Here is a 25,009-nt window from a genome sequence, read left to right as displayed (position 1 = left end):
GCGCAAACGAAAAGCCGCCCCGGTGATGTCCGAGGCGGCGTTCCATTCTCCCTCTTGGAGGCGCTAGAAGGAGAGCTTGAGCCCGCCGACGATGCGGCTGTCGTACAGCTTGCCGAACTCGTGGGCGTCGGTGTCCCAATAGCGGACGTCGAAGCCGATATGGTCGGTCAGGGCGAAACCGACCCCCACGTTCCAGGTCGTGTAGTCGCCGGCCTGGTCGATAGTCTGGTGACCGAGAGCGCCCGAGACGCTGAACTTGGTGTTCGGGATCGGCACAGTGGCGTTCGCCTCGTAGTACCAGGCGTCTCCCGTCTTGCCGGTGAACTCGGGCGAGTAATAGACGGCGGCGCCCAGGGTCGCGGGGCCCGCCGGCACCGAAGCGGCGACCTTGCCTTCCCAGTAGTCCCAGTTCGCGCCGGACGGCTGGTCAGCGTAGCCATAGTAGATCACGCCGATGTCGAGGCTGACCGCGCCGACGGTCGGCTTCACGCCGGCGTACAGATCGAACTCGAAATCGGTGCTGTCGCCGAAGTCGACATTGGAGGCCCAGGCGCCGGCGTAGCCGATGGAGCCGAGGGTGGCGTCCACGCCGCCGAACACCTGCGGATCCTCGTCGGTCTGGCTCACGCCCCGGAAGACGTACTCGGTGGCGGCGCCGACGTTGAACGAGAGCGAAACGGGGCCCTCATCCTGAGCGTGGGCGACGCCCGTGATGGCCAGTGAGCCGACGGCGGCCAGAAGCGACACTTTGAGCTTATTCATTGTCTCTATCCCCTTTTATGTCTCGATCCGACCGCGGCCCGACCGTGCGCGGCCATCGTCGACCGGCGGTCGGTCAGATCAACGCAGAGGGCCGGCTAAGGCCCAGCCGCGGACGGGCTGGACGAACTTCGGGCGCCCCAGCGGCTCGGCGCCACAATTTTGGGCAGCGCTCAGCGGGCGACAGTGGGCGCGAATCCCAGGTGCATGCCCGCATCAACCAGCAGGGTCTCGCCCGTGACATGGCGGGAGGCGGGGGAGGCGAGGAACACCGTCGAGGCGGCGATGTCCTCCGGCGTGGACGCGGCGCGCAGCGGGGTGGACGCCTGGGCGTTGGCCCGCAGCTTCTCCACCGCGGCGTCGGGCATGCCCTTGCCGAACCAGGGCGTGTCGATGAAGCCGGGGCAAACCGCGTTGACGCGGATCTTCGGCGCGAGGGCCCGGGCGAGCGAGAGCGTCATGGTGTTGAGCGCGCCCTTCGAGGCCGCGTAGGGCACCGAGGAGCCGATGCCGGTGACGCCGGCGATCGACGCGGTGTTCACGACAGCGCCGGGGCGAGGAGCCGCCTCGAGAAGGCTGCGGCAGGCTCGGATCATCTGATATGGCCCCACGACGTTGATGGCGTAGAGATCCAAGAAGTCCTGGGCCGAAACCGCATCGAGGTCTGCATGGCCGGCGAAGCGCGTGATCCCGGCGTTGTTGAACAGGGCGTCGATGCGACCGAACGGCTGGGCGGCCGCGGCGATGCGCCGGCAGTCGTCGTCCGAAGCCACGTCTCCCTGCACCAGTACGGCTTCCGCGCCGTGTTCGCGGACGAGGCGCGCGGTCTCCTCGGCTTCGTCTGCGCTGCGGGCGTAGTTCACGATGACAGCTTCCGCGCCCTGTCGCGCCGTCTCGACGGCGACGGCGCGGCCAAGGCCGGTGGACGCTCCCGTGACCACCACCACGAACCCTGCAAAATCCCCAGCCATGTCTCGCTCCCTGCGCCGTGTTGTTTGGCGACCTAGTAGCCGCTAAAGCCGCGCGCATGGAAGAGACCCATCTGAGCCAACTCGGACGCGACGTGCGGGGCTTCGAAAATCCCGAGGCCGCGATCTTGGAGCGCGTGCCCAACCCGCACGCCGACACGGCCTACCTCGTGCGCTTCACTGCGCCGGAATTCACCTCGCTGTGCCCCGTGACCGGCCAGCCCGACTTCGCGCACCTGGTGATCGACTACGTGCCTCAGGATTGGCTGGTCGAGTCGAAGTCGCTGAAGCTCTATCTTGCCTCGTTCCGCAACCACGGAGCGTTCCATGAGGATTGCACGGTGGCCATCGGCCGCCGGCTGGTGAGCGAGCTCTCGCCGCAGTGGCTGCGCATCGGGGGGTATTGGTACCCCCGAGGCGGCATTCCCATCGACGTGTTCTGGCAGAGCGGCCCCGCGCCGGAGGGCGTGTGGCTGCCCGACCAGGGGGTGGCCCCTTACCGCGGTCGCGGCTGAGCGGGCGCGACAGAGCGGGGTCGCGGTTCGCCGCCTCATTCGCTAAGGCCTCGAAAGCGGGAAAGGCTCTTCGGGCTTCCCAAATGGCGCTTAGACGCCTATAGGTGAACGTGCCCAACTCTCCTCGGGCGTGTCACCTCAGGCCGGGCGGCGCGGCGCGCCGTCCGGCCGCTGTGTATCTGGCCTCTCGCGGTCAGGGTGTCCAACGGCTTACGAGGCCGGACACGTCGGGGCGCTCCCGCTCCAGCGGCGGCTCACCCGGCGTCCCCAGCATCATGAACCCCGCGACGCGCTCGCCTTCGCCCAGGCCCAGCACGTCGAGCGCTTCAGGATCGAAGCTGTACCAGTCGGTGATCCAGTTGCAGCCATAGCCCATGGCGAGCGCGGCGTTCAGGAAGTTGGTGCAGACCGCGCCGGCCGAGAGGATTTGCTCCCACTCGGGAATGGCCGCAGGCTTCACCCGCGAAACGACCACCACGGCGAGCGGCGGGATGCGGAGCTTGGCCAGCTTGCCGACGAGGCCCGTGTCTCCGCGGCTACGGGCGAGGGTCTCGAGCCGATCTGCGAAGGCGACCTTGTCGCCGCCGTCCAGGACGATGAACCGCCAGGGCGCGAGCTTGCCGTGGTCGGGCGCGCGTGCGGCGATGCGGAAGAGTTGGTCGAGCTCGGCCGCATCAGGCGCGGGCGCCTCGAGGGTCACCGCCGACGTGGAGCGGCGCAGCGCAAGGAACCGCAGGACCTCCGGGGCGGGCGTGACGGGCAGGGCGACCCCGAAGTCGGGTTCGGGCGGCAGGACAGGGCTCAAGTGGGCGAACTTTGCGTTTAGGAAACCGAAAGGGGCCCGCCCTTTATGGGGCGGCGCGCGCCATCTGCAAGACAAGGCGGCAACCGAGGCGAGAGATGAACGGCAAACCCGTGTGGCTCAAGGCGTCCGGCAAGCCCTGGGTGCGCGGTGAAGGGCGACCGATCTACGACAACCCGTGGATCAGCCTGACGGAGTATCAGGCGATCGCTCCCACAGGCCGGCCAGCGCTGTACGGCCTCGTCAGCTTCAAGAACGCCGCCATCGCGGTTCTGCCGCTGCACGACGACGGCACGGTCACGCTGGTGGGGCAGCACCGCCTTCCGCACGGCGGCTACAGCTGGGAAATCCCTGAGGGCGGCGCTCCCGCGGCGGAAGACCCGCTGGACGCCGCGAAACGTGAACTGGCGGAGGAGACAGGCCTGGAAGCCGCCGAGTGGCGGGAGCTCATGCGGGTCCAACTCTCCAACTCCATCACCGACGAGCGGGCGATCGGCTACCTGGCGCTCGAGCTGTCGGAGGCGGGCGGCGCGCATGAGGCCGACGAAACCGAAGCCCTGGCCCTGGCGCGGGTCCCATTCCGCGAAGCGCTCGAGGCGGCGCTGGCCGGCCATATGCCGGACGTGCTTACGGTGGCGATGCTGCTGCGGGCTTACCATATGGCGCGTGAAGGGCATTTGGCGCCTGCCTTGGCGCGCGCCATGTTAGGCTGAGGGAGAAGCCTATGGGTCGGGAGGAGCCGATGAGCCGTCTGGAGGTGGTCAGCGCTGCGAGCCCGCCGCCGGTGTGGGCCGCGCTGCGCAACGAGGCCTACGCCGCCGCCAAGAACGAGGCGGCGCTCGCCAGCTTGCTGGCCGCGGTGATCCTGAACCACGAGACGCTGGGCGACGCGCTGTCGTACCAGCTGGCGCGGAAGCTCGGCGACCAGGAGCTGCGGGCCATGAGCCTGCGGGACACGATCGAGGAAGCCTATGGCAGCGATCCCAGCATCGTGGATGTCGCCGAGGCCGACCTGAAGGCGGTGTTCGAGCGGGACCCCGCCTGCAAGGGCTACGTCCAGCCGTTCCTGTTCTTCAAAGGCTTCCTGGCGCTGCAGACGCACCGCGTCGCACACTGGCTCTGGCGCGAGGGCCGCGAGACGATGGCCTTCTACCTGCAGAGCCGCTCGAGCGAGCTGTTCCAGGTTGACATCAATCCGGCCACGCAGATCGGCCGCGGCGTCTTCATCGACCACGGCACCGGCATCGTCATCGGCGAGACGGCGGTGATCGGCGACGACGTCTCCATGCTGCAGGGCGTGACCCTCGGCGGCACCGGCGCCGAGCGCGGCGACCGGCACCCGAAAGTGGGCAAGGGCGTGCTGCTGGGCGCGGGCGCCAAGGTGCTCGGCAACATCACGATCGGCGACTACGCCAAGATCGCCTCGGGTTCGGTGGTGCTGAAGCCGGTGCCGCCCGGCTGCACGGCGGCCGGCGTGCCGGCGCGGCTGGTGAACTGCCCCACGTGCGAAGAACCGGCCAAGCGGATGGACCACACACTGGCCGACGCTGTGTACGACTACGTGATCTGAGGTTTCCTCGGTCGCGCCGAGACGGTAGGTTCGCGCCCGATTTTCGGACTTAAGGAGCGTTGGCGTGGACGAGAAGACCATCCGCAAGATCGAAGGCCATCTGCGCGGGACCTTCGCCAATGCGCGGATCACCCTCGTGCCGCGTCCGAAGCAGAAGGACTCCTGCGAAGTCTATATCGGCGAGGAGTTCATCGGCGTCGTCTTCCAGGATGAGGACGAGGACGGCTCGTTCATGTTCGAGATGGCCATTCTCGCCGAGGACCTGCCCTAGTCATCGGACCTGGGTCACCTTGAGGCTGCCGACGGGCAAGGGCTCGATCGGCGGCTGCTCCTCGGGCGGCCCCAGCCAAGCCGCCCAGTGCGCGCGCGGCAGGATCGCGATCTGCCGGTCGTGATAGGGAGCGACGTCAGCCCCTGGCGCACAGGTCAGCAGGGTGAAACGCTCGTCCCGGACGAGGCCTGCCACGCCCAGCATCGCCCCGTCGACCGCTTCGAACAGCCACTTGGACTTCGGCGCCTTCGAGCCCGTGAACTCATAGAAGCCATCGATCGGGATGAGACACCGTCCGGTCGGGAACCGCCGACCTTCGGACCGGAAGTTGATCACCGGACCGCCCTTCGGGTTTGGGAAGCCCCAGCGGAGCTCCTTGAGACGCGCGCCGCCGTCCTCGCCGACGATGATCGGAGCAGGGTCTGTCGGGCGGACGGACGGGCGAGGTTGCAGGTTCGGTCGACCGCCGGTGAACTCCAGAGGCAGGTTGAGCTGTCCGAACTCCAGCAGAAGATCGTCGAGGGAGCGCTGGGAGCTGAACTCGTTGCACATGTGGCAGAGGTGGCGGGCCGGGGCGCCGTTGGCAAGCGGCCTAGCGCAGGGCGCGTAGAACGGCCTGGGCCGCAGCTGTAAGCGCCGCGCCCCGGGTGGCGAGGTCCTGGGCTGGGTCGCGGGAGAGGGCGGCCCGGATCGCCTCAGCCTGGCGTTCCACTTCGGAGAGGGCGGTCAGCGCACGCCCGGCGACGCTGCTCCGCCAGAGGTCGCGCGCGGCGGCCCGGCGGGAGGCATCTGCTTGCAGGGCGACGGTGGAGCGTTGCCGAAAGGAAACCGGTCCCATAGCCGACCAGGCGACGCCACGGACGGCGGCGCAGTCACGCTCGTGCGCCTGGGCGCGAAAGGCCTCAAGCCGCTCGTCTTCGCTCATCCTGCTAATGTATAAAATATACAACACGAGTCAAGCGATCTGTGCATCTAAGCTGCGCCGCGAATGATGCGACGAGCCTGGAATGGCGGAATGATCGCCGTGATATGCGCGGCCCAGCGTAGCCGTGCGTCGTGGCGCATGGGCCCAGCGACGCTCTCGAGGTCGTAGAGGCCGGCCCGCGAGCCGCGCAGGAGCCGCTTGACCAGCACCTCGTCGGTATCGGTCTCCACCACCACCACATGGCCGAGCATGTCCGGCGTTGGCGGCGTGCGCTGATCCTCGAAATAGATGAGGGCTCCGTCGTCGGCGACGCCCCGCATGGAGTGGCCGACCACCTTCAGAGCGGCCGCCTTCTCAGTTCCGCCTGGAGGGATGGGCGCGAGTTCGGCCGGATCCTGGCCGGTCGCGAAGAGCACGACACCCTCGGGATTGGCGCCCACGCGGCCCACCACCTGGACGAAGCCCGCTTCGGCCGCGCCGGTCATCGGGCCGGCGGCGTCGTAGAGCCATTCGGGCCGGACCCCAAAGGCGGCGGCGTACTCCTTCGCTCGGCGGTAGGAGAAGGGCGCGTTGCCGTTCTCGTTCGACGCATACGTGTTGCGGCTCCAACCGTAAGCGTCGGCGGCCGCGGCGGCGGTCTCGAAGCCCCTGTCGATACGGGCCCGGCGGAGGCGTTCGGCGCGGCCGTCCATGGGAAGGTCCTGAGGCATCTCGTCGCTGTATATAACCTGCAGAAATTCGTTGCGCAATGTAGATGTAGATAATATACAGAAATCCATGAGCGATCAGCATCCCTGGGCCGGGCTGGCCTATGCGAACCTACGGAGAGGCGGGTCTCCCGCCTCGCGCGCCGCTACTGAACTGGGTCTATGCGTCAGTCGCGGACGCAAGCAGGAGGCGATCTTCCGCGGCAGCGCGACGCGCGGCGAGATGCGGCCGCGGTTCGCGGACCATGATGGCCATGTCGCATCGGTCACGGCGGCCGGCGGATACCCGGCGTTGCGGTCATGACGTCTCCGCCGGACGCGGCGCGGGTGGTGGCGCGGGCGCTCAGCCGTCGCGAACCGGCCGCACGGGCCCAGTTCCTGCGGGAGCTGCTGGCCCATACGGCGGCCGGGCTGGTGATCATCGAGGGCGAACGAGAGGCGGGCGAGGCGGTCTATCGGCTCGCGGACGCCGTAGTGGCGCGCAGCGCGCGCCGCTGACTAATTCCAGGAGAACAGCATGTCGAAGAACGATGTCGCCCGCCGTGCGCGGGAGGCCTTGCTGCGGCTGGAGCGCCAGGAACAGGCGCGCGCCGAGGCCCGCGCAGTCATGGATGGCGTCGCCGAGACGGTGGCGCTGTCGCGCGGCCGAGGAGCCGCGTTCGAGCAGCCCGCAGGGCGGCGGGCGCGGGCGCAGCCGCTGCGCCGGATGACCGGCCTGGAATGGCTGATGCGGAAGGGGCGCGTCACGGCGGCGGAAGCGGCGGCGGGCGAACGCTACGGCCTGGCCTACCGCCGGACGAAGCTCGATCCGGCGCTGCCTTCGACGCTGGAAGCCCGGCCGCAGGGCGCCTTCACGAACGGGCCGTCGCTGAAGCATCTGGTCGCGCACGCCCAGGGTACGGCGCAGGCGCAGAGCCTGCTCGCCGGCTACCGTCGGACGCTCCTCATGCAGCAGGATCTCATCGCAGCCTGCGACGTGATCTGCGGCGAGGAGAAGACGCCGCGCGAAGCCGCTGGCGACCGCGACGGAGTGCGCCTGGAGGCGGTGCTCAAGGTGGCGCTGAGCATTCTGGCCGCCGCCTAGAGTCGAGGCACGGTCGTCGCCGGCAACTGATCGGTCCTCACAAGTTCGCGTTTTGTTCTTGACAGCCGCGCGCATTAATGAGACACTTGTGTCATCGTTGATGAGTGCGTCCACCGCACGTCGCCGACGCCTCTCGGATCTCCAAGGATGGTCATTGGCCGCCCGAGGCGAACCGCGCGGCCGGTTCCAGTGGCTCGGCCCCTCAACGGTCGCCGGATGGACCTGAAATGCCGTCGCGACGGCCGCCTCATGAGCGTCTAGATGGCGAACCAGGCGCTCGGAAGCGTGAGCGGCCTCAGGGCGAAGACTTCCTCAGCTCAGCCTCGGCCAAGGCCAGCCAGGTCTCCACGATCCGGGTGACGGCGGCGCGTTCGTCCAGATCGGACAGCGTCGGCAGCAGGCTGAGGGCCTCCTCGGCCCGCTGCACATAGGCGGCCGCAACGGCTGCCCGGACAGAGGACGGCTGTGGAGCGCGGGCCCGTCGGGCACGATCGAGACATTCAACGTCGCCGGGCATCGGAGCCCTCCGCGTCGTGGAAGCAAGGAACATGCGAGAGACCGGCGGCGCCGACGTCTCGTTGAACGCCCCTGCAGTCAAACAACCTACCACCGCGGGAATTCGGGCGCTGTCAAAATCCGACAGAGCGCACGCCTGGCCGCGCCCCCCTTCTTCAATCGGAGTTGAGCATGAGCAAGTCGTCGTCAGACGGTGAGAAGGCCGTGACCGTGATCCAGCTGCGCCAGGCCGCGCGCAGGATGGCGAACAAGGCGCTCGAAACACTGGCGGAGATCATGCAGGGAGAAGGTCAGGTCGCGGTACGGCTCTCGGCGGCGCGCGAAATCCTGGACCGCGGCTATGGCCGGCCCAAGTTGAGCGATGCGGACGCCACGCCGAAGCCGGGCGGCGGGATGACGGTCATCGTTCGCAAGTTCACGGACCCGCCAGCCGAAGAGCCGACCCAAGGCGAGGAACACTCTTGAGCGGCCGCCGGACGGTGAAGCCGGCCGTCCCCGCGATCTGGCGGCCGCGCGAGTATCAGAAGCGCCTGGTGCAGTACCTGGAGCACGGCGGCAAGCGAGCCGATGTGGCGGCGCATCGGCGCTGGGGCAAGGACGAGGTCGCCTTGCACTGGACCGCGACCCAGGTCGTGGAGCGGGCCGGCGTCTATTGGCACCTGCTGCCTGAGGCGAGCCAGGGGCGGAAAGCGATCTGGGACGCCGTGAATCCGCACACGGGCAAACGGCGTATCGACGAGGCCTTCCCACCGGCGATCCGTGAGCGCACGCGCAACAGCGACATGGCCATCCATTTCCAGAACGGCTCCGTCTGGCAGGTGGCGGGGTCGGACAACTTCAACTCGCTGGTGGGCTCGCCGCCGATCGGGGTGGTGTTCTCGGAGTGGGCTCTGGCCAAGCCGGACGCCTGGGACTTCATCCGGCCGATCCTGGCGGAGAATGGCGGCTGGGCGCTGTTCCTGTGGACGCCGCGAGGCCGCAACCACGCGACACGGGCGTTCGAGGCGCGGGAGAGGGACGCCGAATGGTTCACGGAGCGCGCCTCGGCGGTGACAACCGACGTGTTCACGCCCGAGCAGCTGGCGAAGGAGCGGGCTCAGCTCGTCGCCGAACTCGGGTCGCCCGAGGAAGGGGAGGCGCGGTTCGCTTCGGAATATCTGGTGGACTTCGACGCCGCCGCGCCCGGCGCATACTACGCCGGCCTGCTGGGGGAGGCGGAGAAGGCGGGGCGGATCGGGCGCGTGCCCTACGACCCGGCGCTCAAGGTGGACACCGCCTGGGACCTGGGGATCGACGACTACACCGCCATCTGGTTCTTCCAGCAGGTGGGCCGTGAGGTGCGGGCCATCGACTATTTCGAGACCCAAGGCGAGGGTCTCGCCTCCGTGGTGCGTGAAGCGATCGCCGGCAAGCCCTACGCGTACGGGACGCACCACCTGCCGCACGACGTGATGGTGCGCGAGCTGGGCACCGGGCGGTCGCGGCTGGAGACGTTGACCTCGCTGGGCGTGTTCGGCGTCTCGGCCGGGCAGGCCACGGATCCGGAGGAGCGGGTGAACGCCGCGCGACTGATGATCCCGCTGACCTGGTTCGACGCGGAGCGCTGCGGCCGCGGCCTGGAGCGGCTCCGCGCTTACCGCAAGCGCTGGAACCGGACCACACGCAGCTACGCCGGGCCACTCCACGACCAGGCGAGCCACGGCGCCGACGCGTTCGGAGAGTTCGCCCTGAACCGCCGCGGAAGCCCGTCGACGCCGCGCCCGACGCGATCGGTCGGCGGCCACCTCTCCTGGATGGGGTGACGGGAGGTGCGGCGGCGGCCACCATCCCTCGGGGTAAGGAGTGGGACGGTCGATGGGCTCGCGGGGGGCCGCCGCGGCAGGGCCAAAAGGCCACCGGTCGCCTGAACGGAGGGTGACCTAGGGCGAAGCTCCCGCGCCTTGTTCACGCAAACGCCCCGGCCAGACCCGGCCGGGGCGCCTTCGATGTGACACGCGGCGTGAAAGGGGGGCTCATCAACGCCGCGACGGTAATAACAGCTCGCAACCTGTCGGGTTCCGGACATAGTCGACTGTTCGTCGAACAGAGGTCGCCCGCACAACCGGGCCGTACATTCAGCAACCGGCAGTTCGTTCCGGCGCGTCTTCCAGGAGCGTAGGCGCTGGAGCCAACTCCGGGCGCCGCATGGACCTCCGCAAAGTCCACTTCCTCATCATCGAAGACAGCCACGAGACGGTGGTCATGGTCCGCTCGGTGCTGGCGGCCTGGGGCGCGGCCGTCATGCATGAGGCGAGCAGCGTCGAACGCGCGCTCGAGATGCTGACTACCGCGAGCCCCGACATCGCCATCCTCGATCAGAAGCTGGGCGTCGACGACGGCCTGTCGCTCTTGCGCTTTGTCCGTCACGAAGGCGCCAATCCGTACCTGCCCGTCATCGTGCTGTCGGCGGATGGGCGACCGGTCAAGGTGGCGGAGGCGCGCGACGCCGGCGCGAACGAGTTCCTTTTGAAGCCCTTCACCGCTCGAGGGCTCTATGACCGCCTCCAATCGGTCATCCTGCGGCCGCGGCCGTTCGTGCGGTCGACAGACTATTTCGGGCCTGACCGGCGCCGGCGCGACGACCCCGAATACGCCGGTCCGGAGCGGCGAGGGGGCTGAAGGTCGGCCGCCTCAGCCCGGCAGCAATGCGGCGATCATCGCGGCCCAGGACAGGGCGGCGCCGAGGACGAGCCCGCAAACGATGCTCGTCAGATATTCGAAGACGCCAAGGGGCCGCCACGTCATCCCGGGAAGCTCGTGAGCCCCGCGATTCTACGCCACGGCGCTCCGGTTGCAGCCCACACCCGGCGCGGCGTCTGAGCTCAAGGTCACGCGCACCTGATGAAACCTTGACCGGGCGCTCCGCATTAGGGCGGCGCACACAGAGGAGACTGGTCTCATGGATGGCGTTGGCATTATCGGCGCAATCATCATCGGTATCTTGGCCGGCTGGATCGCTGAAAAGGTGATGCGGCGGAATCACGGCCTGCTCACCAACCTGATCGTCGGCGTGGTGGGTGCGTTCCTGGGCAGCTTCGTCGCCACGATGCTCGGCTTCGATCCGGGCGAGGGGATCATCCCCAGCCTGCTGATCGCGACCGTCGGCGCGATCCTGCTGCTGTTCCTGCTGGGCCTGTTCCAGCGTCGTCGCGTCTAAGGCGCAAGACTGACACGGCAGGGCCGGCGGCGAGGGTGACCTCCCGCCGGCCTTTTGCCGTCTGGACCTCCGGTCGAGCAACATTGTCGTGAACGGCACACACCAATGTCTCAGCGGGGGAACCTTGGCCTCGGCCCGCGACTTCAAGCGCAGGTTCACACCTAGATGGAGACTACGAATGCGTGCTGCCGTTTGCGCTGTGGCTCTCGCCGGTCTGATGGGCCTGGCCGCCTGCGCCTCGAACAACGACGACATGGCGCAAGCCGATGTCGGCACCTCCGCCAACACCGCCGCCGCCGCGCCCGCGGCTGAGCCGATGCCGGCGCCTGCCCCTGCGCCGGCTCCGGCGCCGGCGCCTGCCGACACGGGCGCAGCTTCGGACGCCGGCGCCACGACCCGCGCCGGGGAACGGGGCTGAGGCCAGTCCTAGGAGCGTGCGCGGCCGAGCCCGGGCGCGCACGCCTCCCGCTGGCCTTGGCGGCCGTCGTCGCCTTGGGCCTCTCCGGGCTCACGGTTTCGCCCGCCAGGGCGCAGTCATGGGGTGACGTTTCCACCCGCACGGCGAGCAGCGCCGCGGTGGCCGACGCCTTGCGCGCGCAGGTCGAGTCCGGTGGTGTCGCCGCCGATGTGGCCGCCTTCTATCGCGACCGCGACTACCGGCCGCTCTGGGCGCCGGGGCGCCTGCGGCTGGATGTGGATCGCCTGGCCGAGGCTCTGAACGTCGACGCGACCGCGGCGCGCGACGATCCGTGGCGATTGGCGCAGATCGAACTTGAGATTTCGACCGCCTATGCGGAGCGCGCGCAGCGGGCGGCGACAGGGGGATCGGAGGAACTCGCCTATATCGATCCCCTGGTGAAGGTGAAGACCCAGGCGGACGGCCGCGCGGCGCTAGAGGCGGCCGCCGATGCACCGACCGTCGCCGACGTGGTCGCCGGGACGGCGAGCGGGGCTGCGCGCAACCAGATCTACGAAGACATGGCCCGGGGCCTAGAGCGCTACCGGCTGCAGTGGTCCGGCCTTCCCGCGATCCGTATCGCGGCCGGCGCCGAGGTGGGCCTGGGCGACGAGGGGCCCCGGGTCGAGCAATTGCGGATGCGGCTTGGCCTGCCCGAGACCGGCGAGAGGTATGACCTGACCCTGGAGGCGGCGGTAAGCGCCTTCCAGCTCGCCCACGGCCTGACCCCGACCGGCCGCGCCGACGGCGCCACGATCCGCGCCTTGAACGCCGGACCCGCGCACTACGAACGCCTGATCGAAGCCAACATGGCCCGCGCCCAGGCCCTGCCGCCGATGGGCGACCGCTTCATCCTGGTGGACGCCGCCGCGGGCGAGCTCTGGTTCTACGACCAGGGCCAGGCGCAGGTGACGATGAAGGTGGTGACCGGAAAGCCCAGCCAGCCGACGCCGATGATGGTGGGCATGGCGCGTCACCTGATCTTCAATCCGTACTGGAACGTGCCCGAGGATCTGGTGCAGACCTCCATCGCGCCCAAGGTTCTGGCGCAGGGGCTCGGCTACATCGAGAGCGAGGGTTTGGAGGTGCTGTCCGACTACTCCGATGAAGCCACTGTCCTTGATCCCGCGCAGGTGGACTGGCGCGCCGTGCAGGCCGGCAAGGTCAGCGTGCGCGTGCGGCAGCGACCCGGCCCGAAGAACATGATGGGCAAGGTCAAGCTGATGCTGCCCAATCCGCTGGGAATCTATCTGCACGACACCCCGCACAAGGGGGACTTCGCCAAGTCGCAGCGGCTGGCGAGTTCGGGTTGCGTCCGCCTGGAGGACGCCATGCACCTGGCGCGGGTGCTGGTGGGCGAAGAGACCGCCGACGCGGCCAGCGCGGAGGGCGGCGAGGAGCGGCGCGTCGATCTTGGCGAGCCTGTGCCCGTGTTCATCACCTACTTCACGGCGATGCCTACGGCCGACGGGTTCGAATTCCGGCCCGATGCCTACGGTCGCGACACCGCCTGGGAAGCCCAGCACGCCCAGACCGGAGCGACATCGCCGGGCGGTCGGTAGGTCCGGCCGACGCGCGGTGGTTGACATTGAATTTTACAGATGTAGCTTTTCGTTTCTACAAACGTAGAAAACGGGAGGCCTTCATGAAGGGCGGGATTCTGGGAGTGGCGGCCGTGGCGCTGAGCACGGCCGCGGGAGCGGCGGGCGCGCAGACCGAGGCGGACTACACGGTCGTGCCGGTGGCCGAACGACTGACCTTCGGCGGCGTGTTCGCGGATGCTTCTCTGGAGGTGCAGATCGCCATGGCGCTGATGATCGCCGGCGCGATCGCCTCGCTGGTGATCTGGGCGATGAACCTCTCGAAGGTCGGACGGGCGGATACCCGCGCCCTGGCGGGCGGCCTGGGGTGGCTCAAGATCATCCGTTCGGCGGGCGTGCTGCTCGGCGTCCTCACCGCGAGCTTCATCCTGCTCGCGGGCTTCATCGGGGTGGCTAACGTACGGCCGACGCCCAGCCTGACAGTGCTGGCGCCGGGCTTCGCCGAGGCGAGCCTGGCCGTGATGCTGGGGCTGCTCGCTTCGACGGTGGCGGTGATCTGCGAGCGTCACCTCGAGGCGCGGATCCGGCGCGCCGCCGCCTGATCATGGCCGCGCACGGCATCTCGGCCGCGGAGAGCCGGATCATGGAAGCCGTCTGGGCGCGCGGGGCCCTGACCGTCGACGAGATCATGGCCGCCGTGTCGGCCGAGAACGGCTGGGGGGAAGCCACCGTGCGGACCCTGATCAGCCGGTTGATCAAAAAGCAGGCGCTGAAGTCAGAGCGGCGGGGCGGGCGGGTGGCCTATGTCCCGCTCCTCACGCGCGAGGCTTACGTCACGGCCGAGAGCCAGGGTCTCCTGGACCGGCTGTTCGGGGGAAGCATGGCCCCGATGGTGGCCCACTTCACCCGCAACAAGGTGCTTTCGCCGGATGAGGTCGCGAAGCTGCGCCGGCTGCTCGCCGAACTGGACGCGGAGGAAGACGACTGAGCGTCAGCTCACCAGTTGCAGCTGGTGTCGATCCAAAGGGTCATGGAGCCAAGGCTGGGCGCGCCCTTCTCTTTCATGCAGGCGCTCAGAGCGCCCTGGAACGTGGACCATGGGGCCGCCGCACCCGTGAGCAGGGCCGGGGTGAGGGCCGGGTCGGCGGCGCGGGCGGCGCATGTGCGGGCGGTGTCGATCAAGTTCACGCTATGGGCGGCGCCGCGCAACTCGGCCACCAGTTCGCCCCGCCGCTCGAAAGTGGCGCGTCGGATCGGCGTCGTCAGGACGAGATCTCCGGTCGGCGCGATCGCTCGGGCGCCGCAAGCCTGGCCCGGCAGGGCTGCGCTCCAGAGACGGTCGGAGGGAAACCACATCACATGTGTGCGCGCCGAACGCGCATCGTCCGCGGCATGGGCGGCTGACGCCGGCTGGGCCAACAAGGCCAAACCCACGCCAATGATCAGCCACGCCAGCCGCATGTCGCCCCCACTTCCCCACGACCAACGAACGCAGCGCCCGCGCAAATGTCAACGAATTGTTAAGCTTGGCGTAGAAGTACGGGTTCTCATTTTGTTCTTGACATCCGCGCGCGTTTTTGAGAGACTTTTGTCAACGTTGATGAGTGCGCCCGCCGCGGTGCGGTGAGCCTCCGACGCTTCTCCGACGCGATTATTATGGCGCTGGGCCGCCGGTTTCGCGTCTGGGGCCGGCTCACTATTCTGGAGTTCTCCATGATAAACGACAGCGACCCGAATTTCGGGCGTGGCTTCCGCATGTCTTCCGAACAATTGCAGTCGGCGCGACGGGCGTGGCGGGAGGCAGGTGAGCAGGTCTGGAATGTAGCCACCCGGGTGGGGCGTAATATCCAAGCTCGAACCGGAGCTGAACTCGAGGCGCTCGGACGGGCTCATTTGGAGGCGGAGCGCACGGCTCGGGAATACGAAGGCGCACACGGCGCTCAGCGCGGAAAGGACCTCGGGGACGCCGCAGGCGCGCCTTCGGCGGTCTCTCCGCTCCGGCGGAACTACAACGATATGGTCCAGGCCGATTGGATCGGCGCCGACAAGTACTTCCATTGCAAAGGCAACTGCGAGGCTGCGCAGCGCGGGCCCCTTGCAGTCAGGGCGGCAGAACGGCTTGGCAATGCGCGGGAGATCTATGGTCGATGGAAGGGCGACCCGCCTTCTGACAAGGCCGCGGATCAGCGCGCGAACGCCTTCGGCCGTCAGCAGGGCAGCCGCAATCCGGGTGCGCAGTGTTCCGCGCTATGCGCCAGCTACCGCCCTCACGGATTGCCCGACAGGTACTAGACCCGCTGCCCGTCGTTCGTGTTATGTTCGAATGGCATGATGCGGATTCTCAACGTCGTTCGCGCCGTCGCGACGGCCGGGGCCAGGCTGATGCTCGCCGCTCATCTGACGGTGCTGCTCCTGCTGACGCCGCTCGGGACCGAGGGAGTCGTAACCAGCCTCGCCTTGGCCACCCCGGTCATTTTGACGCTGAGCCCGCTGGCGTTGGCCGCAGGGATCGCCTGGCGGAGGGAGTTGCCCTTCTTTCGCGCGGGCTACGTTGTGGTCGCCCTTTATGGGCCCGTCTCGCTCTTGGTGTTGGGGCTGTTCGACGTCGCCGAGCCCGGCGATGTCGGGTTCCTGACCATACTCTATGAGGTCGGGATGCTGGCGGTGTCGATCGCCTATGTAGGCCTTTGGCGGCTGGGCGACTGGCTGATAGGCCGTCTCGGGGCCCGGCAGCGGTGGGGCCGACTGGCGTTCCTGTTCATGTTCATCGTCTCGGCCGCCCTGTGGACGCCGCAGGTCCTCGACGCAGGTCGACGCGACAGCTGTGCGGATCGCGGCGGACAGTCCTTGCCCCGCGGAGGCTGCCGTTACTCGCAAGAGAACCCGCCGGAGCCATCTTGAGTTCGCATTTGGTTCTTAACATGCGCGCGCGTTTTTGAGAGACTTCTGTCAACGTTGATGAGTGCGCCCGCCGCGGTGCGGTGAGCCTCCGACACTTTCGAAATGCATGGCGATGAGAGCGGCCGTCGCGCCGTCTCGACCCGGCGAGCGTGCTCGCCCGGGCGCTTGCCTTTGCCTTTACATGAAGACCTGCCAATGCCGCCGCTCGAGACGCGCGACCACGACCCGCTTTGGGGCCGCATGTTCAAGTCTTCCGCCGAACTGGAAGCCGCCAAGGACGAGGCGATCGCGCGGGCGCGGGAGGCCTACGACGCAACCACGCGCGCCATCGCCAGCGGGCTGCAGCATCTCGCCGGGCCGCGAGACGCGCCGGTCAACAAGCTCAAGGTCGGGATGCAGCCTGAGATGCGGAAGGCGAACGCACTTGGACGTCGGTGTCGTTGCCGGGGAACAAGCGCCTGGGACGGCAGCCACTCGGAACGGATGACGCCGCTGTCGTCGACGCTCTTGCGCGCGGCAGAGCGGCGCGAAACCAGCGGTAGTCGCGCCACAGCTCACTGAGCGATTGGTCGTATCTGCGAGACACGCGCGGGCCCGCCATTCCACGCACGACGGTTCCAGCCTTCATGGGCGGCGACCACCTCGAAGAGCGCCCCATCGGATCGCCTGCGGAATGTATAGAAGCATTGACCCACGCTGGCCCCGCATTCCGTCCGTTCGGGGAAGCAAGGGTGCTGTTCAGAGCATGCGTCAGGCGGATAGCCCGGATCGGTCGCAGGAACGGGTTCATAGCCCTGTTGGATGAAGGCGGCCCGCGCCTCCACGTACGGCATTCCGCGCGTATAGCGCGGCCCCCCGCCAGGCGTGCACGAGGCGACCGAGGCCGCGGTGAGAAGAACGGCTGCGAAGACGCGCATTGCACTTGGTCCCTCCAGCCAAGCTCTACCGCGAGAATTACGACCTTTGCAATACGCTGTTCGTATTTTGTTCTTGACATGCGCGCGCGTTTTTGAGAGACTTCTGTCAACGTTGATGAGTGCGCCCGCCGCGGTGCGGTGAGCCTCCGACGCTTTCGAAATGCATGGCGATGAGAGCCAGCCGTCGCGCCGTCTCGACCCGGCGAGCGTGCTCGCGCGGGCGCTTGCCTTTGCCTTTACATGGAGACCTGCCGATGCCGCCGCTCGAGACGCGCGACCGCGACCCGCTTTGGGGCCGCATGTTCAAGTCTTCCGCCGAACTCGAGGCGGCGAAGGAGGAGGCGATCGCCCGGGTTCGGCAGACCTACGACGCGACCACCCGAGCGATCGCCGGCGGGTTGCAGTACCTGGCCGGGCCGCGCGATGCGCCGGTCGATAAGCTGAAGGTCGGCGTGGAGGCGGAGATGCGGAAGGCGAACGCAATGGCGCCAAGCGCCGTCGCCAAGCCCGCGACGCCGAAGCCCGTCCAGCCGCCGCGCGACCCTGCGCAGGACCTGCTGGACGTGATCGCTCAGGCCGAGGTGAAGGGGCATCCGGTGAGCTACGATGTGACCTTCGGGTTCGGGAAGTACGATCCCGCGGGCTACGGGAAGCCGGTCACCGCCATGACCGTCGACGAACTCGCGCGCTTCCAGGGCGAACTCGGCAGGAGGAGCGGGAGGCCGACCAGGCAAGGCAGCTCGGCGGTTGGAAAGTATCAGATCACTTCGGCGCTCATGCCGGACCTGCGCCGCAGGCTGAAGCTTAGCGGCTCCGAGCTTTACGATGCGCGGATGCAGGAACGCATGGGTCGGGAGGCGCGGGCCGCGCGCTGCGCCGGTCGACAAGCTGAAGGCCGCCGTGGAGGCGGAGATGCGGAAGGCGAACGCAATGGCGCCAAGCGCCGTCGCCAAGCCTGCGACGCCAAAGCCCATCCAGCCGCCGCGCGACCCGGCGCAGGATCTGCTGGACGTGATCGCCCAGGCCGAGGTGAAGGGGCATCCGGTGAGCTATGACGTCACCTTCGGGTTCGGGAGGTACGATCCATCCGGCTTCAACAAGCCGATCACGCAGATGACGCTGGACGAGATCGATCGCTTCCAGGCGGCAATGCGCGCCCCGCGAGGGAGCACGCCCGTCGGCAAGTATCAGTTTACGCGAGATACATTGCGCGATCTCCGACGCAATCTCAGGCTCAGTGGTTCAGAAGTTTTCACGCCTGAGTTGCAGGAGCGGCTCGGGCGGAAGCGCCTTCAGATAGCCGGCTACGACCGCTATCTGGCGGGCGAGCTCAGCGAGCAGGAATTCCGCGCGAGGCTGAACAAGGCGTGGGCTTCCGTCCCGTTGCCCGGCGACGTTCCGGGGCACGATCAACCGCTCGGAACCACGGACGCAGAAGTCACCGCCGTGCTGAGGCGGGCCGCCCCAGCGGCTCGATGAGGTAGTCGTTCAGTTCCCGCTCGTCGTCGTTCCAACGTAGGCTTTCGAAGCAGTAGCTGGCTTCGAAGTTGTTGCATCGCGTCGTCACGACCGCGTAGCGGCCGCCGTGGTCCGCGCGATACAGCCAGCCGCATCGCTGCAGCATCCCGTCGGTGCAATACATCAGCTCCGGATAGCGGTCGCAGACAGGCTTGTTGCTGTCGGCGGGACACCATTCACTAGCGGGTCGCGGCCGCTCATCGAAGTCGACCCGGCGATGGTTGACCGCAAGCGGAGAGAAGCCGGCTTGGATCATCCGCTCGCGAACCTCGCCATAGGGGGTCTGATCGGCGATCTCAGGTAGTGCGGGTGCACGCGCGCATGCGGGAAGCAGCAGGCACAGGACCAACAGGGCGAAGCGAGCCATCACGGTCTCCGAAATGACGTCAGTCTAAGGTCGCGCTTGAGCAAGGCAAGAGGGAGTTCGCATTTTGTTCTTGACATACGCGCGCGTTTTTGAGAGACTTCTGTCAACGTTGATGAGTGCGCCCGCCGCGGTGCGGTGAGCCTCCGACGATCTTCCTTCGCGACATCATCCGAGCGGCGTCAGCCGCCTTCACCCGCCAGAGCTCGCTCGCGCGGGCGTTTGCCTATGGGGCTTCATCCTTGTCCGACGACGAACTGATCCGGGAGGCCCGCGAGGCCTTCGAGCTGGCCGCCGACGCCGAGGCCGAGAACCGGCGCGAGGCGCTGGATGACCTGCGCTTCGCCAGGTTGGGCGAGCAGTGGCCCGAGAAGGTGCGGCGGGAACGCGAGCTGGAGGGGCGGCCGGTCCTGACCATCAACCGACTGCCGGCCTTCATCCGCCAGGTCGTGAACGACGCGCGGCAGAACAAGCCGGCGATCGCGGTGCATCCGGTGGACTCAGGGGCCGATCCCGAGACGGCCGAGGTGTTCAACGGCCTGATCCGGCACATCGAGCAGAGCTCCGATGCCGAAGTGGCCTACGATACGGCGCTGGACTTCGCGGTGACGAGCGGCGTCGGCTACTTCCGGATCAACACTCGCTATTCCACCGACGACGGTTTCGACCAGGACATCGTGGTGGAGCGGGTGGCGAACCCGTTCGCGATCTACGGCGATCCGGAATCCACGGCGGCCGACAGCTCGGACTGGAATACCGCGTTCGTGGTGGACGCCCTGCCGAAGGCGGCGTTCGAGGCGCGGTGGAAGGGCGCCGACGCCCTAGACTGGGAAAGCGACGCCTACGGTCAGCTCACCGGCCCATGGCTGGACGGCGACCGGGTGATGATCGCCGAGTGCTGGCGGCGCGAGCGGACCACGCGGACGATCCTGGCGCTGTCGGACGGCCAGGTGATCGACGAGGCCACCTACAAGGCGCAGAAGGCGATGTTCGACGCCTTGGGAGTCAGCGTCGTCGGCCGGCCGCGGCACGTTGCGAGCCAAAAGGTGGTCCAGCGGATCATGACTGGGGCCGAGGTGCTGGAGACGGTCGAGTGGGCGGGGAAGTTCATCCCTCTGGTCCCCGTCTATGGCGAGGAGCTGATGGTGGAGGGCAAGCGCCACCTGCGCAGCCTGGTCCGCGACGCCAAGGACCCGCAGCGGATGTTCAACTACTGGCGCACCACGTCCACCGAGCTGGTGGCTCTGGCGCCCAAGGCGCCGTTCATCGGCCGGAAGGGGGCGTTCGAGACCGACAGCGCCAAGTGGGCGACGGCCAACGTCCAGAGTCACGCCTACATCGAATACGACGGGCCCGAGCCGCCGATGCGGCAGCCGTTCGCCGGCGTGCCGGCCGGCGCGCTGCAGGAGGCGATGAACGCCTCGGACGACATGAAGTCGATCATGGGCCTGTACGACGCGAGCCTGGGCGCGCGGTCGAACGAGACCAGCGGGCGGGCGATCATGGCCCGGCAGAGGGAAGGGGACGTCTCCACCTTCCACTACATCGACAACCTGAGCCGCGCGATCCGGCACGCCGGGCGGATCATGCTGGACCTGATCCCCAAGGTGTATGCGACGCCACGGGTGGTGCGGGTGCTGGGACCGGACGGAGCCCCGAAGAGCGTGGGCGTCGCGCCGGGCCCGCAGGCGGGCGAGCAGCTGAAGAAGATCGGCAAGATCTACGACCTGACCGCGGGCAAGTACGACCTGACGGTGCGCTCGGGGCCGAGCTTCACGAGTCGCCGGGAAGAGGCCGCGACGCAGATGATGGAGCTGATGCGCGCCTATCCGGCCGCTGCGCCGCTGATCGGCGACCTGCTGGCGAAGAACCTGGACTGGCCGGGCGCCGACGAGATCGCTCAGCGACTGGGCGCGCTGCTACCGCCGCAGGTGAAAGGCGCCTCGCCCGAGATCGAGCAGGCCAAGCAGCAGATGGGCAAGCTGGTCCAGGCGCTGGCCGCCGCGAAGGCCGAGGTGGAGGCGCTGAAACGCGACCGGGCGCACGAGGCGCGGAAGCTTGAGATCGAGGCCTTCGAGGCCGAGACTAATCGGCTGAAGGCGATACGGAGTTGAAGTCGATCCGATGGCGGTATGGCTCGGGCGGCTGGGTCCAAAACCGGCGGGCGAGCCAGAAGCTGAACAGGGCCGACGTAACGCCAACGGCCAAACTTGCCACCTGCCAGCCGCCGGCGGGGGCGACGAGGGGCCATAGTCCTCCAAGCACGACCGCGACTACACACCAAAACATCGCCGCCGCTTTCAGCACCTGAACTCGGGCGTTCGTCGTCCGCAGGCGCTTCCCAGAAAATACGAGCCACGTCGCGACGCAACCTGAGACCATGATCGTCGCCGTGATCACGATAAGCCCCGGGATCGTAGTCAGCAGGCTCCAGAATGGGATGAAGAGCAGCCAAGGCGCGAGGCTTAAGCTGAAAAGGCCAGCGCAGCGCCAGAAGTCGCCCTGTCGAAACCGCTCGTGATCCTCGCCGATGAGCGAGCTCCAGATGAGCGCCAGATAGCCTGCGGCGAAGCAGCCCAGCGCATACGGCCACAGCTCCGGATCCCCCCAGACGAAGTTGAAGAGATACATGGCGATCCCGAGGTAGCCGAAGCGCCCTGTGAGGCGCCGCAGGATGCCGGGAAAGCCTCGGTCATAATCATGCGGCTCAAGCGCGTTCGGCATACGTTCCCATAGCCCTGCAACGAAGCCGGCGACAAGAGGGCTTGAGATGGACCAAAGACAACGAGACGCAATGGGCAAGCAGATCGGCGAGAGCGCCGTCTCTGCGGTCGAGAACATCTACAACCTGCCTCAGGTCCAGAAAGGCCTGCGCGCCGCTCCGAGGGTCCGCCACCTCGTAAGTGGCCGCTGGCGCTTGCCTGGCCCGATCGGCGGCGCCGGCGGCATCGTACTGAGCGTTGCGAATGTGGCGACTGCGAAGAACAAGCCGCGGGCGCTGGCCGAGGCTGCAGGCGGACTGGTCGGCGGCGCGATCGGCGCGGGCCTGGGTGGCGGCATCGCCGCGCCGGTCACCGGCACGGTCGGCGCCGCCGCCGGAAGCTGGGCCGGCGGTCACCTCTGCGACGCCGTCGAGGACCTACTGACGCCTGACGAGATCGAGAACCGTCGCAAGATCGCAGAGACGAAACGCATCAACGACGCCCGCAACCAGGCGCAGCAGCGAGGCTAGGTCGCGGCGGCGGGCTGTGGAGCCTGGGCGGTTCTGATGGCTTGGGCGAGGCAGAGGAGAGCGATCGCCAAGGGAACAATCGCCGGGATCTGATCCACACCGCCACCGTGGAACATGACGACGAGTTTGGCGACGGCCGCCGCGCCTGCGAGGCCCCAGACGATTGTCGCCGCCTTGATCAAGCGACGCCGCGTGGCAGGGCGGACGTGCCGCTTCAGAGCCAGGATGAACTGCAAGATGCTCATCACAAACAGCACCGGAAAGGCCGCGGCGAATACAGCAGGCGTCGTCATCGGCCCCCACCAGGACAAGACAGCCGTGAGCGGCGCCGTGGCGAGCGCGTTCGCCGCGCGTCGTCGCCAGACGTCGTCGTACTCGTAGCCATCGATGCGCTCGACGACTGGCAAGAGAAGGATGTTCAACGCGAGCATGCCCCAGATCATTGGGATCCAGCCGCTGCGAACGATGCCTACGGGATAGAACATCGCCGACACGATGCCCGCGGCGCCGATCGCACCGCTGATGTTGATCCAAGTGCGGCTGGCCGCCCTGTTCACCGGATCGCCCAACGAGAAGGCGCCTTCGGAGACGATGCGGGTCTGCTCCCAACCGGAGTTCGGCTGATGCGGCCTGGGAATTCGCGCCCCGATGATGCGCGCGTTCGCCTCCGCCTGCACATCGACGTCTACCCCCGGGATCGGCGCGATCGGGTCCAAAGGTCGGTTCAGCGGGTCGTCGGCGGGCGGAGGATCGTTCTTCATGTGTTCTGAACACTACCAGCGTGGCCTTCGGCCGCAACAGGAAGGATTCCGATGACGTCAAAGCAGCGCGAGGAGCGCGCGAAGATGGTGGCCGACGGTACGTTCGAGGCTCAGCGGAGCTTCGTGAAGGACCAGCTCCTCAACAAGCTTCCGAAGGAAGCGCCTCGGATCACCCGGTCGGTGGCCAAAGGCGCTGTCGGCGCGCCCGGCATTGTCTACAACGGCGCCCAACTCTTCGCGGCCGAAGACAAGGGCCGAGCCCTCGCCGGCTTGATCGGCGGCGGGCTGGTTGGCATGGCAGGCGGGGCTGCGGGTGGGCCGATCGGCGCCGGCGTCGGCTCGGTCGCCGGCCAGGAGGCGGCCGAGTACCTTTACGACGAATACGCTGATGACGTGGAGCGCGCGCTGCGCAGCGGGGCCGGCGCCGCCAAGGACTGGGTCAAGGTGCGCCAACGAAGGATCGCTGAGACCGCCGCCCGCGCGGCCGCTCCTTACTGGCGCGGCGACGACTATTACCGCGCCCTCGGGCGCTAACCCCTAAGGACAAGCATGGAAGACCAAGACCCCATCGCGGCGGGCGACGAGCTCGCGCGCGCGGAAGAACTCGCCCTACAGGCGGATAAGGCTGGCCTGACCGAGGAGGCTGCGCCGGAAGACGAAGACCTGTTCGAGCTCGAATTGGACGGGCAGGTTCACGTGCTGCCGGGTGCGCTGAAGGGGTCGTTCCTTCGGCAAGCGGACTATACCCGCAAGACCCAGGAGCTAGCCGAGCAGCGCCGGGCCCTGGAGGCCGAGCGGCAGGCGCTGGCGCGCGGCGGCGGCGCGGCCACCAGCGAGGACGAACAGCGGCTCACCGTCCTCGACTACTATCTGGCGGAGTTCCAGGACGTGGATTGGCAGGCGTACGAAGCGCGGGACCCGCAGGGCGCGCGGCGTCTCTGGGGGAAGTTCGAAGACCTGGCGCAGACGCGCGAGCGGCTCGCCGAGGCGGTGTCGCACGGGAGGTCGCGCGCCGAGCTGGAGCGGGCGCGGGCGGCGGCCGAGCGCATGGCCGAGACCGGGCGGACGCTGTCGCAGGAGATCGAGGGCTGGTCGCCCGAGACGGCGGCGAAGCTCGTTGAATATGCCCAGGCCTTTGGCGTGACGCTGGAGGAGCTGTCCGAGGCCGCCGACGCGCGGCTGTGGAAGCTCCTGCACAAGGCGTGGCGCGCCGATCAGGCGTCGCAGCAGGACGCCGCCACACGCGCCCAGGCGATCCGGCCAGCGGTGCGGGTGACGGGCGCGGCCGCCGGCGGTGGCGGCGTGCGCGACGAGCTGGGGACCAAGGAGTGGATGGCCCGGCGCAACGAACAGACGGCGAGGGGGCGTTGATGGCGGGTCGATCGAACAAGACGATGTCCTGGGACGATGTGGACCGCTTCTCCGCCGCCAGCACCCCCTTGAGACCTTCCGATCCTGCGACGAACCCATTCCGGGCGAAGACAGGAGATCCGAAGGCGTTCCGCCCCATGACGATCGACGAGCACATCGCGCTGGCGGATGCGCCGAAGAGGCCAGGCACCCGCGTAACCGTGCGCGCCTACGACACGCCGTGGCCAGGCAGGGACGAGCACATGTACACCGAGTATGACGACGGTCGGGAGCAGTACATCTATCGGGGCGGCCCATCGTTGCACGGCGTCCATGCTCAACTGACGCCTGCGCGGGAAAGTCCGGACTATGGAAAGGGCGGGCGGGTGCTGTACCGCACAGACCTGCCGGGCGTGACCGCGCGGACGGCGATAGGGCCGGCGCAAGCTGAGGGGGAGCGGATCGAACGGTCCGGAGCGCCCTATCGGGTCTTCTATTCAAACTCGAACGGCGTGGTCGCCGACGGAACGGAAGCCCAGTTCGGCATCCGGGTCGGTGACGAGCGGACACCCGGCTGGGAGACGCCGATCGAAGCGAGGCTGCCTCGCCGCGGCGTCGCACCCCGACGCGAGTACTAGTCGGAGGGCTTGGGCCT

Annotated in this window: 35 protein-coding genes; 24 read left to right on the top strand and 11 right to left on the bottom strand. The window is 68.0% G+C overall.

The window, feature by feature from the left end; all coding sequences use genetic code 11:
• Positions 1 to 63: 63 nt before the first annotated feature.
• Complete coding sequence (locus ACO2Q0_RS03225; RefSeq protein WP_423350033.1) at positions 64 to 762, bottom strand: TorF family putative porin; 699 nt, start codon at positions 760 to 762, stop codon at positions 64 to 66.
• A gap of 170 nt (positions 763 to 932) precedes the next feature.
• Positions 933 to 1,730, bottom strand: coding sequence for an SDR family NAD(P)-dependent oxidoreductase (locus ACO2Q0_RS03220; protein ID WP_423350032.1), 798 nt, complete (start codon positions 1,728 to 1,730; stop codon positions 933 to 935).
• A 56-nt stretch (positions 1,731 to 1,786) separates the two neighbouring features.
• On the opposite strand from ACO2Q0_RS03220, the gene queF reads away from it, so the two are divergent.
• The gene (gene queF / locus ACO2Q0_RS03215) at positions 1,787 to 2,242 is read left to right on the top strand and encodes a preQ(1) synthase (protein ID WP_423350031.1); all 456 of its coding nucleotides are present in this window, start codon (positions 1,787 to 1,789) and stop codon (positions 2,240 to 2,242) included.
• A gap of 193 nt (positions 2,243 to 2,435) precedes the next feature.
• On the opposite strand, the gene ACO2Q0_RS03210 is transcribed toward queF, so the two are convergent.
• Positions 2,436 to 3,047 carry a nitroreductase family protein gene (locus ACO2Q0_RS03210; RefSeq protein ID WP_423350030.1) on the bottom strand — a complete coding sequence of 204 codons (612 nt, stop codon included), beginning with the start codon at positions 3,045 to 3,047 and terminating at the stop codon, positions 2,436 to 2,438.
• Positions 3,048 to 3,142: 95 nt separating this feature from the next.
• Here ACO2Q0_RS03210 and ACO2Q0_RS03205 point away from each other — a divergent pair, with 95 nt between their 5' ends.
• The 3 genes from ACO2Q0_RS03205 to ACO2Q0_RS03195 all read left to right on the top strand — a co-directional run bounded on the left by ACO2Q0_RS03205 (position 3,143) and on the right by ACO2Q0_RS03195 (position 4,885).
• Entirely contained in the window at positions 3,143 to 3,757 is a 615-nt protein-coding gene (locus ACO2Q0_RS03205) for an NUDIX domain-containing protein (RefSeq protein ID WP_423350029.1), read from the top strand.
• 29 nt (positions 3,758 to 3,786) lie between these two features.
• Complete coding sequence (gene cysE / locus ACO2Q0_RS03200; protein WP_423350028.1) at positions 3,787 to 4,614, top strand: serine O-acetyltransferase; 828 nt, start codon at positions 3,787 to 3,789, stop codon at positions 4,612 to 4,614.
• Positions 4,615 to 4,678: 64 nt separating this feature from the next.
• Complete coding sequence (locus ACO2Q0_RS03195) at positions 4,679 to 4,885, top strand: DUF3126 family protein (RefSeq protein WP_257838872.1); 207 nt, start codon at positions 4,679 to 4,681, stop codon at positions 4,883 to 4,885.
• On the opposite strand, the gene ACO2Q0_RS03190 is transcribed toward ACO2Q0_RS03195, so the two are convergent.
• From ACO2Q0_RS03190 to ACO2Q0_RS03180, 3 genes are read right to left on the bottom strand one after another with little or no spacing between them, the layout of a single operon-like run.
• On the bottom strand, positions 4,886 to 5,437 hold the full coding sequence (locus ACO2Q0_RS03190) for an SOS response-associated peptidase (protein WP_423350027.1): 552 nt from the start codon (positions 5,435 to 5,437) through the stop codon (positions 4,886 to 4,888).
• A 40-nt stretch (positions 5,438 to 5,477) separates the two neighbouring features.
• On the bottom strand, positions 5,478 to 5,810 hold the full coding sequence (locus ACO2Q0_RS03185) for a hypothetical protein (RefSeq protein WP_423350026.1): 333 nt from the start codon (positions 5,808 to 5,810) through the stop codon (positions 5,478 to 5,480).
• 47 nt (positions 5,811 to 5,857) lie between these two features.
• Entirely contained in the window at positions 5,858 to 6,502 is a 645-nt protein-coding gene (locus tag ACO2Q0_RS03180) for a LexA family transcriptional regulator (RefSeq protein WP_423350025.1), read from the bottom strand.
• Positions 6,503 to 6,817: 315 nt separating this feature from the next.
• On the opposite strand from ACO2Q0_RS03180, the gene ACO2Q0_RS03175 reads away from it, so the two are divergent.
• Both ACO2Q0_RS03175 and ACO2Q0_RS03170 read left to right on the top strand, forming a co-directional pair.
• The gene (locus ACO2Q0_RS03175; protein WP_423350024.1) at positions 6,818 to 7,015 is read left to right on the top strand and encodes a hypothetical protein; all 198 of its coding nucleotides are present in this window, start codon (positions 6,818 to 6,820) and stop codon (positions 7,013 to 7,015) included.
• Between the two features lie 19 nt (positions 7,016 to 7,034).
• On the top strand, positions 7,035 to 7,601 hold the full coding sequence (locus ACO2Q0_RS03170) for a hypothetical protein (protein ID WP_423350023.1): 567 nt from the start codon (positions 7,035 to 7,037) through the stop codon (positions 7,599 to 7,601).
• A 295-nt stretch (positions 7,602 to 7,896) separates the two neighbouring features.
• Here ACO2Q0_RS03170 and ACO2Q0_RS03165 read toward each other — a convergent pair whose 3' ends face one another.
• Positions 7,897 to 8,118, bottom strand: a complete 222-nt coding sequence (locus ACO2Q0_RS03165) for a hypothetical protein (protein ID WP_423350022.1) — start codon at positions 8,116 to 8,118, stop codon at positions 7,897 to 7,899.
• 170 nt (positions 8,119 to 8,288) lie between these two features.
• On the opposite strand from ACO2Q0_RS03165, the gene ACO2Q0_RS03160 reads away from it, so the two are divergent.
• The 8 genes from ACO2Q0_RS03160 to ACO2Q0_RS03125 all read left to right on the top strand — a co-directional run bounded on the left by ACO2Q0_RS03160 (position 8,289) and on the right by ACO2Q0_RS03125 (position 14,299).
• Complete coding sequence (locus ACO2Q0_RS03160) at positions 8,289 to 8,582, top strand: hypothetical protein (protein ID WP_423350021.1); 294 nt, start codon at positions 8,289 to 8,291, stop codon at positions 8,580 to 8,582.
• Positions 8,579 to 9,919: a hypothetical protein gene (locus ACO2Q0_RS03155; RefSeq protein ID WP_423350020.1), complete on the top strand. Its 1,341-nt coding sequence runs from the start codon at positions 8,579 to 8,581 to the stop codon at positions 9,917 to 9,919. Before ACO2Q0_RS03160 ends, ACO2Q0_RS03155 begins: the two co-directional genes overlap by 4 nt.
• Before the next feature lie 382 nt (positions 9,920 to 10,301).
• Positions 10,302 to 10,775 carry a response regulator gene (locus tag ACO2Q0_RS03150; protein WP_423350019.1) on the top strand — a complete coding sequence of 158 codons (474 nt, stop codon included), beginning with the start codon at positions 10,302 to 10,304 and terminating at the stop codon, positions 10,773 to 10,775.
• A gap of 280 nt (positions 10,776 to 11,055) precedes the next feature.
• Positions 11,056 to 11,313: a GlsB/YeaQ/YmgE family stress response membrane protein gene (locus tag ACO2Q0_RS03145; protein WP_423350018.1), complete on the top strand. Its 258-nt coding sequence runs from the start codon at positions 11,056 to 11,058 to the stop codon at positions 11,311 to 11,313.
• Between the two features lie 178 nt (positions 11,314 to 11,491).
• A complete protein-coding gene (locus ACO2Q0_RS03140; protein ID WP_423350017.1) occupies positions 11,492 to 11,731 on the top strand; it encodes a hypothetical protein in 240 nt (79 codons plus the stop codon).
• A 56-nt stretch (positions 11,732 to 11,787) separates the two neighbouring features.
• Complete coding sequence (locus ACO2Q0_RS03135; RefSeq protein ID WP_423350016.1) at positions 11,788 to 13,332, top strand: L,D-transpeptidase family protein; 1,545 nt, start codon at positions 11,788 to 11,790, stop codon at positions 13,330 to 13,332.
• An 83-nt stretch (positions 13,333 to 13,415) separates the two neighbouring features.
• Complete coding sequence (locus ACO2Q0_RS03130; protein ID WP_423350015.1) at positions 13,416 to 13,913, top strand: hypothetical protein; 498 nt, start codon at positions 13,416 to 13,418, stop codon at positions 13,911 to 13,913.
• Between the two features lie 2 nt (positions 13,914 to 13,915).
• Entirely contained in the window at positions 13,916 to 14,299 is a 384-nt protein-coding gene (locus ACO2Q0_RS03125) for a BlaI/MecI/CopY family transcriptional regulator (protein ID WP_423350014.1), read from the top strand.
• An 8-nt stretch (positions 14,300 to 14,307) separates the two neighbouring features.
• On the opposite strand, the gene ACO2Q0_RS03120 is transcribed toward ACO2Q0_RS03125, so the two are convergent.
• Positions 14,308 to 14,667 (bottom strand): hypothetical protein, encoded by a 360-nt coding sequence (locus tag ACO2Q0_RS03120; RefSeq protein WP_423350013.1) that lies wholly within the window; start codon positions 14,665 to 14,667, stop codon positions 14,308 to 14,310.
• A gap of 267 nt (positions 14,668 to 14,934) precedes the next feature.
• Between ACO2Q0_RS03120 and ACO2Q0_RS03115 the strand changes: the two genes are divergently transcribed.
• The 5 genes from ACO2Q0_RS03115 (at position 14,935) to ACO2Q0_RS03095 (ending at position 18,608) form a co-directional block, all read left to right on the top strand.
• Complete coding sequence (locus tag ACO2Q0_RS03115) at positions 14,935 to 15,603, top strand: hypothetical protein (RefSeq protein ID WP_423350012.1); 669 nt, start codon at positions 14,935 to 14,937, stop codon at positions 15,601 to 15,603.
• Between the two features lie 39 nt (positions 15,604 to 15,642).
• The gene (locus tag ACO2Q0_RS03110; RefSeq protein WP_423350011.1) at positions 15,643 to 16,212 is read left to right on the top strand and encodes a hypothetical protein; all 570 of its coding nucleotides are present in this window, start codon (positions 15,643 to 15,645) and stop codon (positions 16,210 to 16,212) included.
• A gap of 195 nt (positions 16,213 to 16,407) precedes the next feature.
• Entirely contained in the window at positions 16,408 to 16,773 is a 366-nt protein-coding gene (locus tag ACO2Q0_RS03105; protein ID WP_423350010.1) for a hypothetical protein, read from the top strand.
• A gap of 655 nt (positions 16,774 to 17,428) precedes the next feature.
• Entirely contained in the window at positions 17,429 to 18,184 is a 756-nt protein-coding gene (locus ACO2Q0_RS03100; RefSeq protein ID WP_423350009.1) for a hypothetical protein, read from the top strand.
• Positions 18,141 to 18,608, top strand: coding sequence for a hypothetical protein (locus tag ACO2Q0_RS03095; RefSeq protein WP_423350008.1), 468 nt, complete (start codon positions 18,141 to 18,143; stop codon positions 18,606 to 18,608). Before ACO2Q0_RS03100 ends, ACO2Q0_RS03095 begins: the two co-directional genes overlap by 44 nt.
• Here ACO2Q0_RS03095 and ACO2Q0_RS03090 read toward each other — a convergent pair.
• Complete coding sequence (locus ACO2Q0_RS03090; protein WP_423350007.1) at positions 18,568 to 19,014, bottom strand: hypothetical protein; 447 nt, start codon at positions 19,012 to 19,014, stop codon at positions 18,568 to 18,570. The two genes, ACO2Q0_RS03095 and ACO2Q0_RS03090, sit on opposite strands and share 41 nt — an antisense overlap.
• 239 nt (positions 19,015 to 19,253) lie before the next feature.
• Between ACO2Q0_RS03090 and ACO2Q0_RS03085 the strand changes: the two genes are divergently transcribed.
• Entirely contained in the window at positions 19,254 to 21,125 is a 1,872-nt protein-coding gene (locus ACO2Q0_RS03085; protein ID WP_423350006.1) for a portal protein, read from the top strand.
• Here ACO2Q0_RS03085 and ACO2Q0_RS03080 read toward each other — a convergent pair.
• On the bottom strand, positions 21,097 to 21,735 hold the full coding sequence (locus ACO2Q0_RS03080) for a hypothetical protein (protein ID WP_423350005.1): 639 nt from the start codon (positions 21,733 to 21,735) through the stop codon (positions 21,097 to 21,099). The two genes, ACO2Q0_RS03085 and ACO2Q0_RS03080, sit on opposite strands and share 29 nt — an antisense overlap.
• Positions 21,736 to 21,805: 70 nt before the next feature.
• Between ACO2Q0_RS03080 and ACO2Q0_RS03075 the strand changes: the two genes are divergently transcribed.
• The gene (locus tag ACO2Q0_RS03075; RefSeq protein WP_423350004.1) at positions 21,806 to 22,243 is read left to right on the top strand and encodes a hypothetical protein; all 438 of its coding nucleotides are present in this window, start codon (positions 21,806 to 21,808) and stop codon (positions 22,241 to 22,243) included.
• On the opposite strand, the gene ACO2Q0_RS03070 is transcribed toward ACO2Q0_RS03075, so the two are convergent.
• A complete protein-coding gene (locus tag ACO2Q0_RS03070; RefSeq protein ID WP_423350003.1) occupies positions 22,240 to 23,004 on the bottom strand; it encodes a hypothetical protein in 765 nt (254 codons plus the stop codon). The two genes, ACO2Q0_RS03075 and ACO2Q0_RS03070, sit on opposite strands and share 4 nt — an antisense overlap.
• A 51-nt stretch (positions 23,005 to 23,055) precedes the next feature.
• On the opposite strand from ACO2Q0_RS03070, the gene ACO2Q0_RS03065 reads away from it, so the two are divergent.
• From ACO2Q0_RS03065 to ACO2Q0_RS03055, 3 genes are read left to right on the top strand one after another with little or no spacing between them, the layout of a single operon-like run.
• Positions 23,056 to 23,538: a hypothetical protein gene (locus ACO2Q0_RS03065; protein WP_423350002.1), complete on the top strand. Its 483-nt coding sequence runs from the start codon at positions 23,056 to 23,058 to the stop codon at positions 23,536 to 23,538.
• A 15-nt stretch (positions 23,539 to 23,553) separates the two neighbouring features.
• Positions 23,554 to 24,375, top strand: a complete 822-nt coding sequence (locus ACO2Q0_RS03060) for a hypothetical protein (protein ID WP_423350001.1) — start codon at positions 23,554 to 23,556, stop codon at positions 24,373 to 24,375.
• The gene (locus tag ACO2Q0_RS03055; protein WP_423350000.1) at positions 24,375 to 24,992 is read left to right on the top strand and encodes a hypothetical protein; all 618 of its coding nucleotides are present in this window, start codon (positions 24,375 to 24,377) and stop codon (positions 24,990 to 24,992) included. The genes ACO2Q0_RS03060 and ACO2Q0_RS03055 overlap by 1 nt, the downstream gene beginning before the upstream one ends.
• Positions 24,993 to 25,009 lie beyond the last annotated feature (17 nt).

Origin of the sequence: Phenylobacterium sp. VNQ135 (genome assembly GCF_049445735.1) — a bacterium.
Classification (GTDB): Bacteria; Pseudomonadota; Alphaproteobacteria; order Caulobacterales; family Caulobacteraceae; genus Phenylobacterium.
The sequence above is the reverse complement of the archived record's forward strand: the minus strand, read 5'-3'. Positions and strand labels throughout refer to the sequence as shown.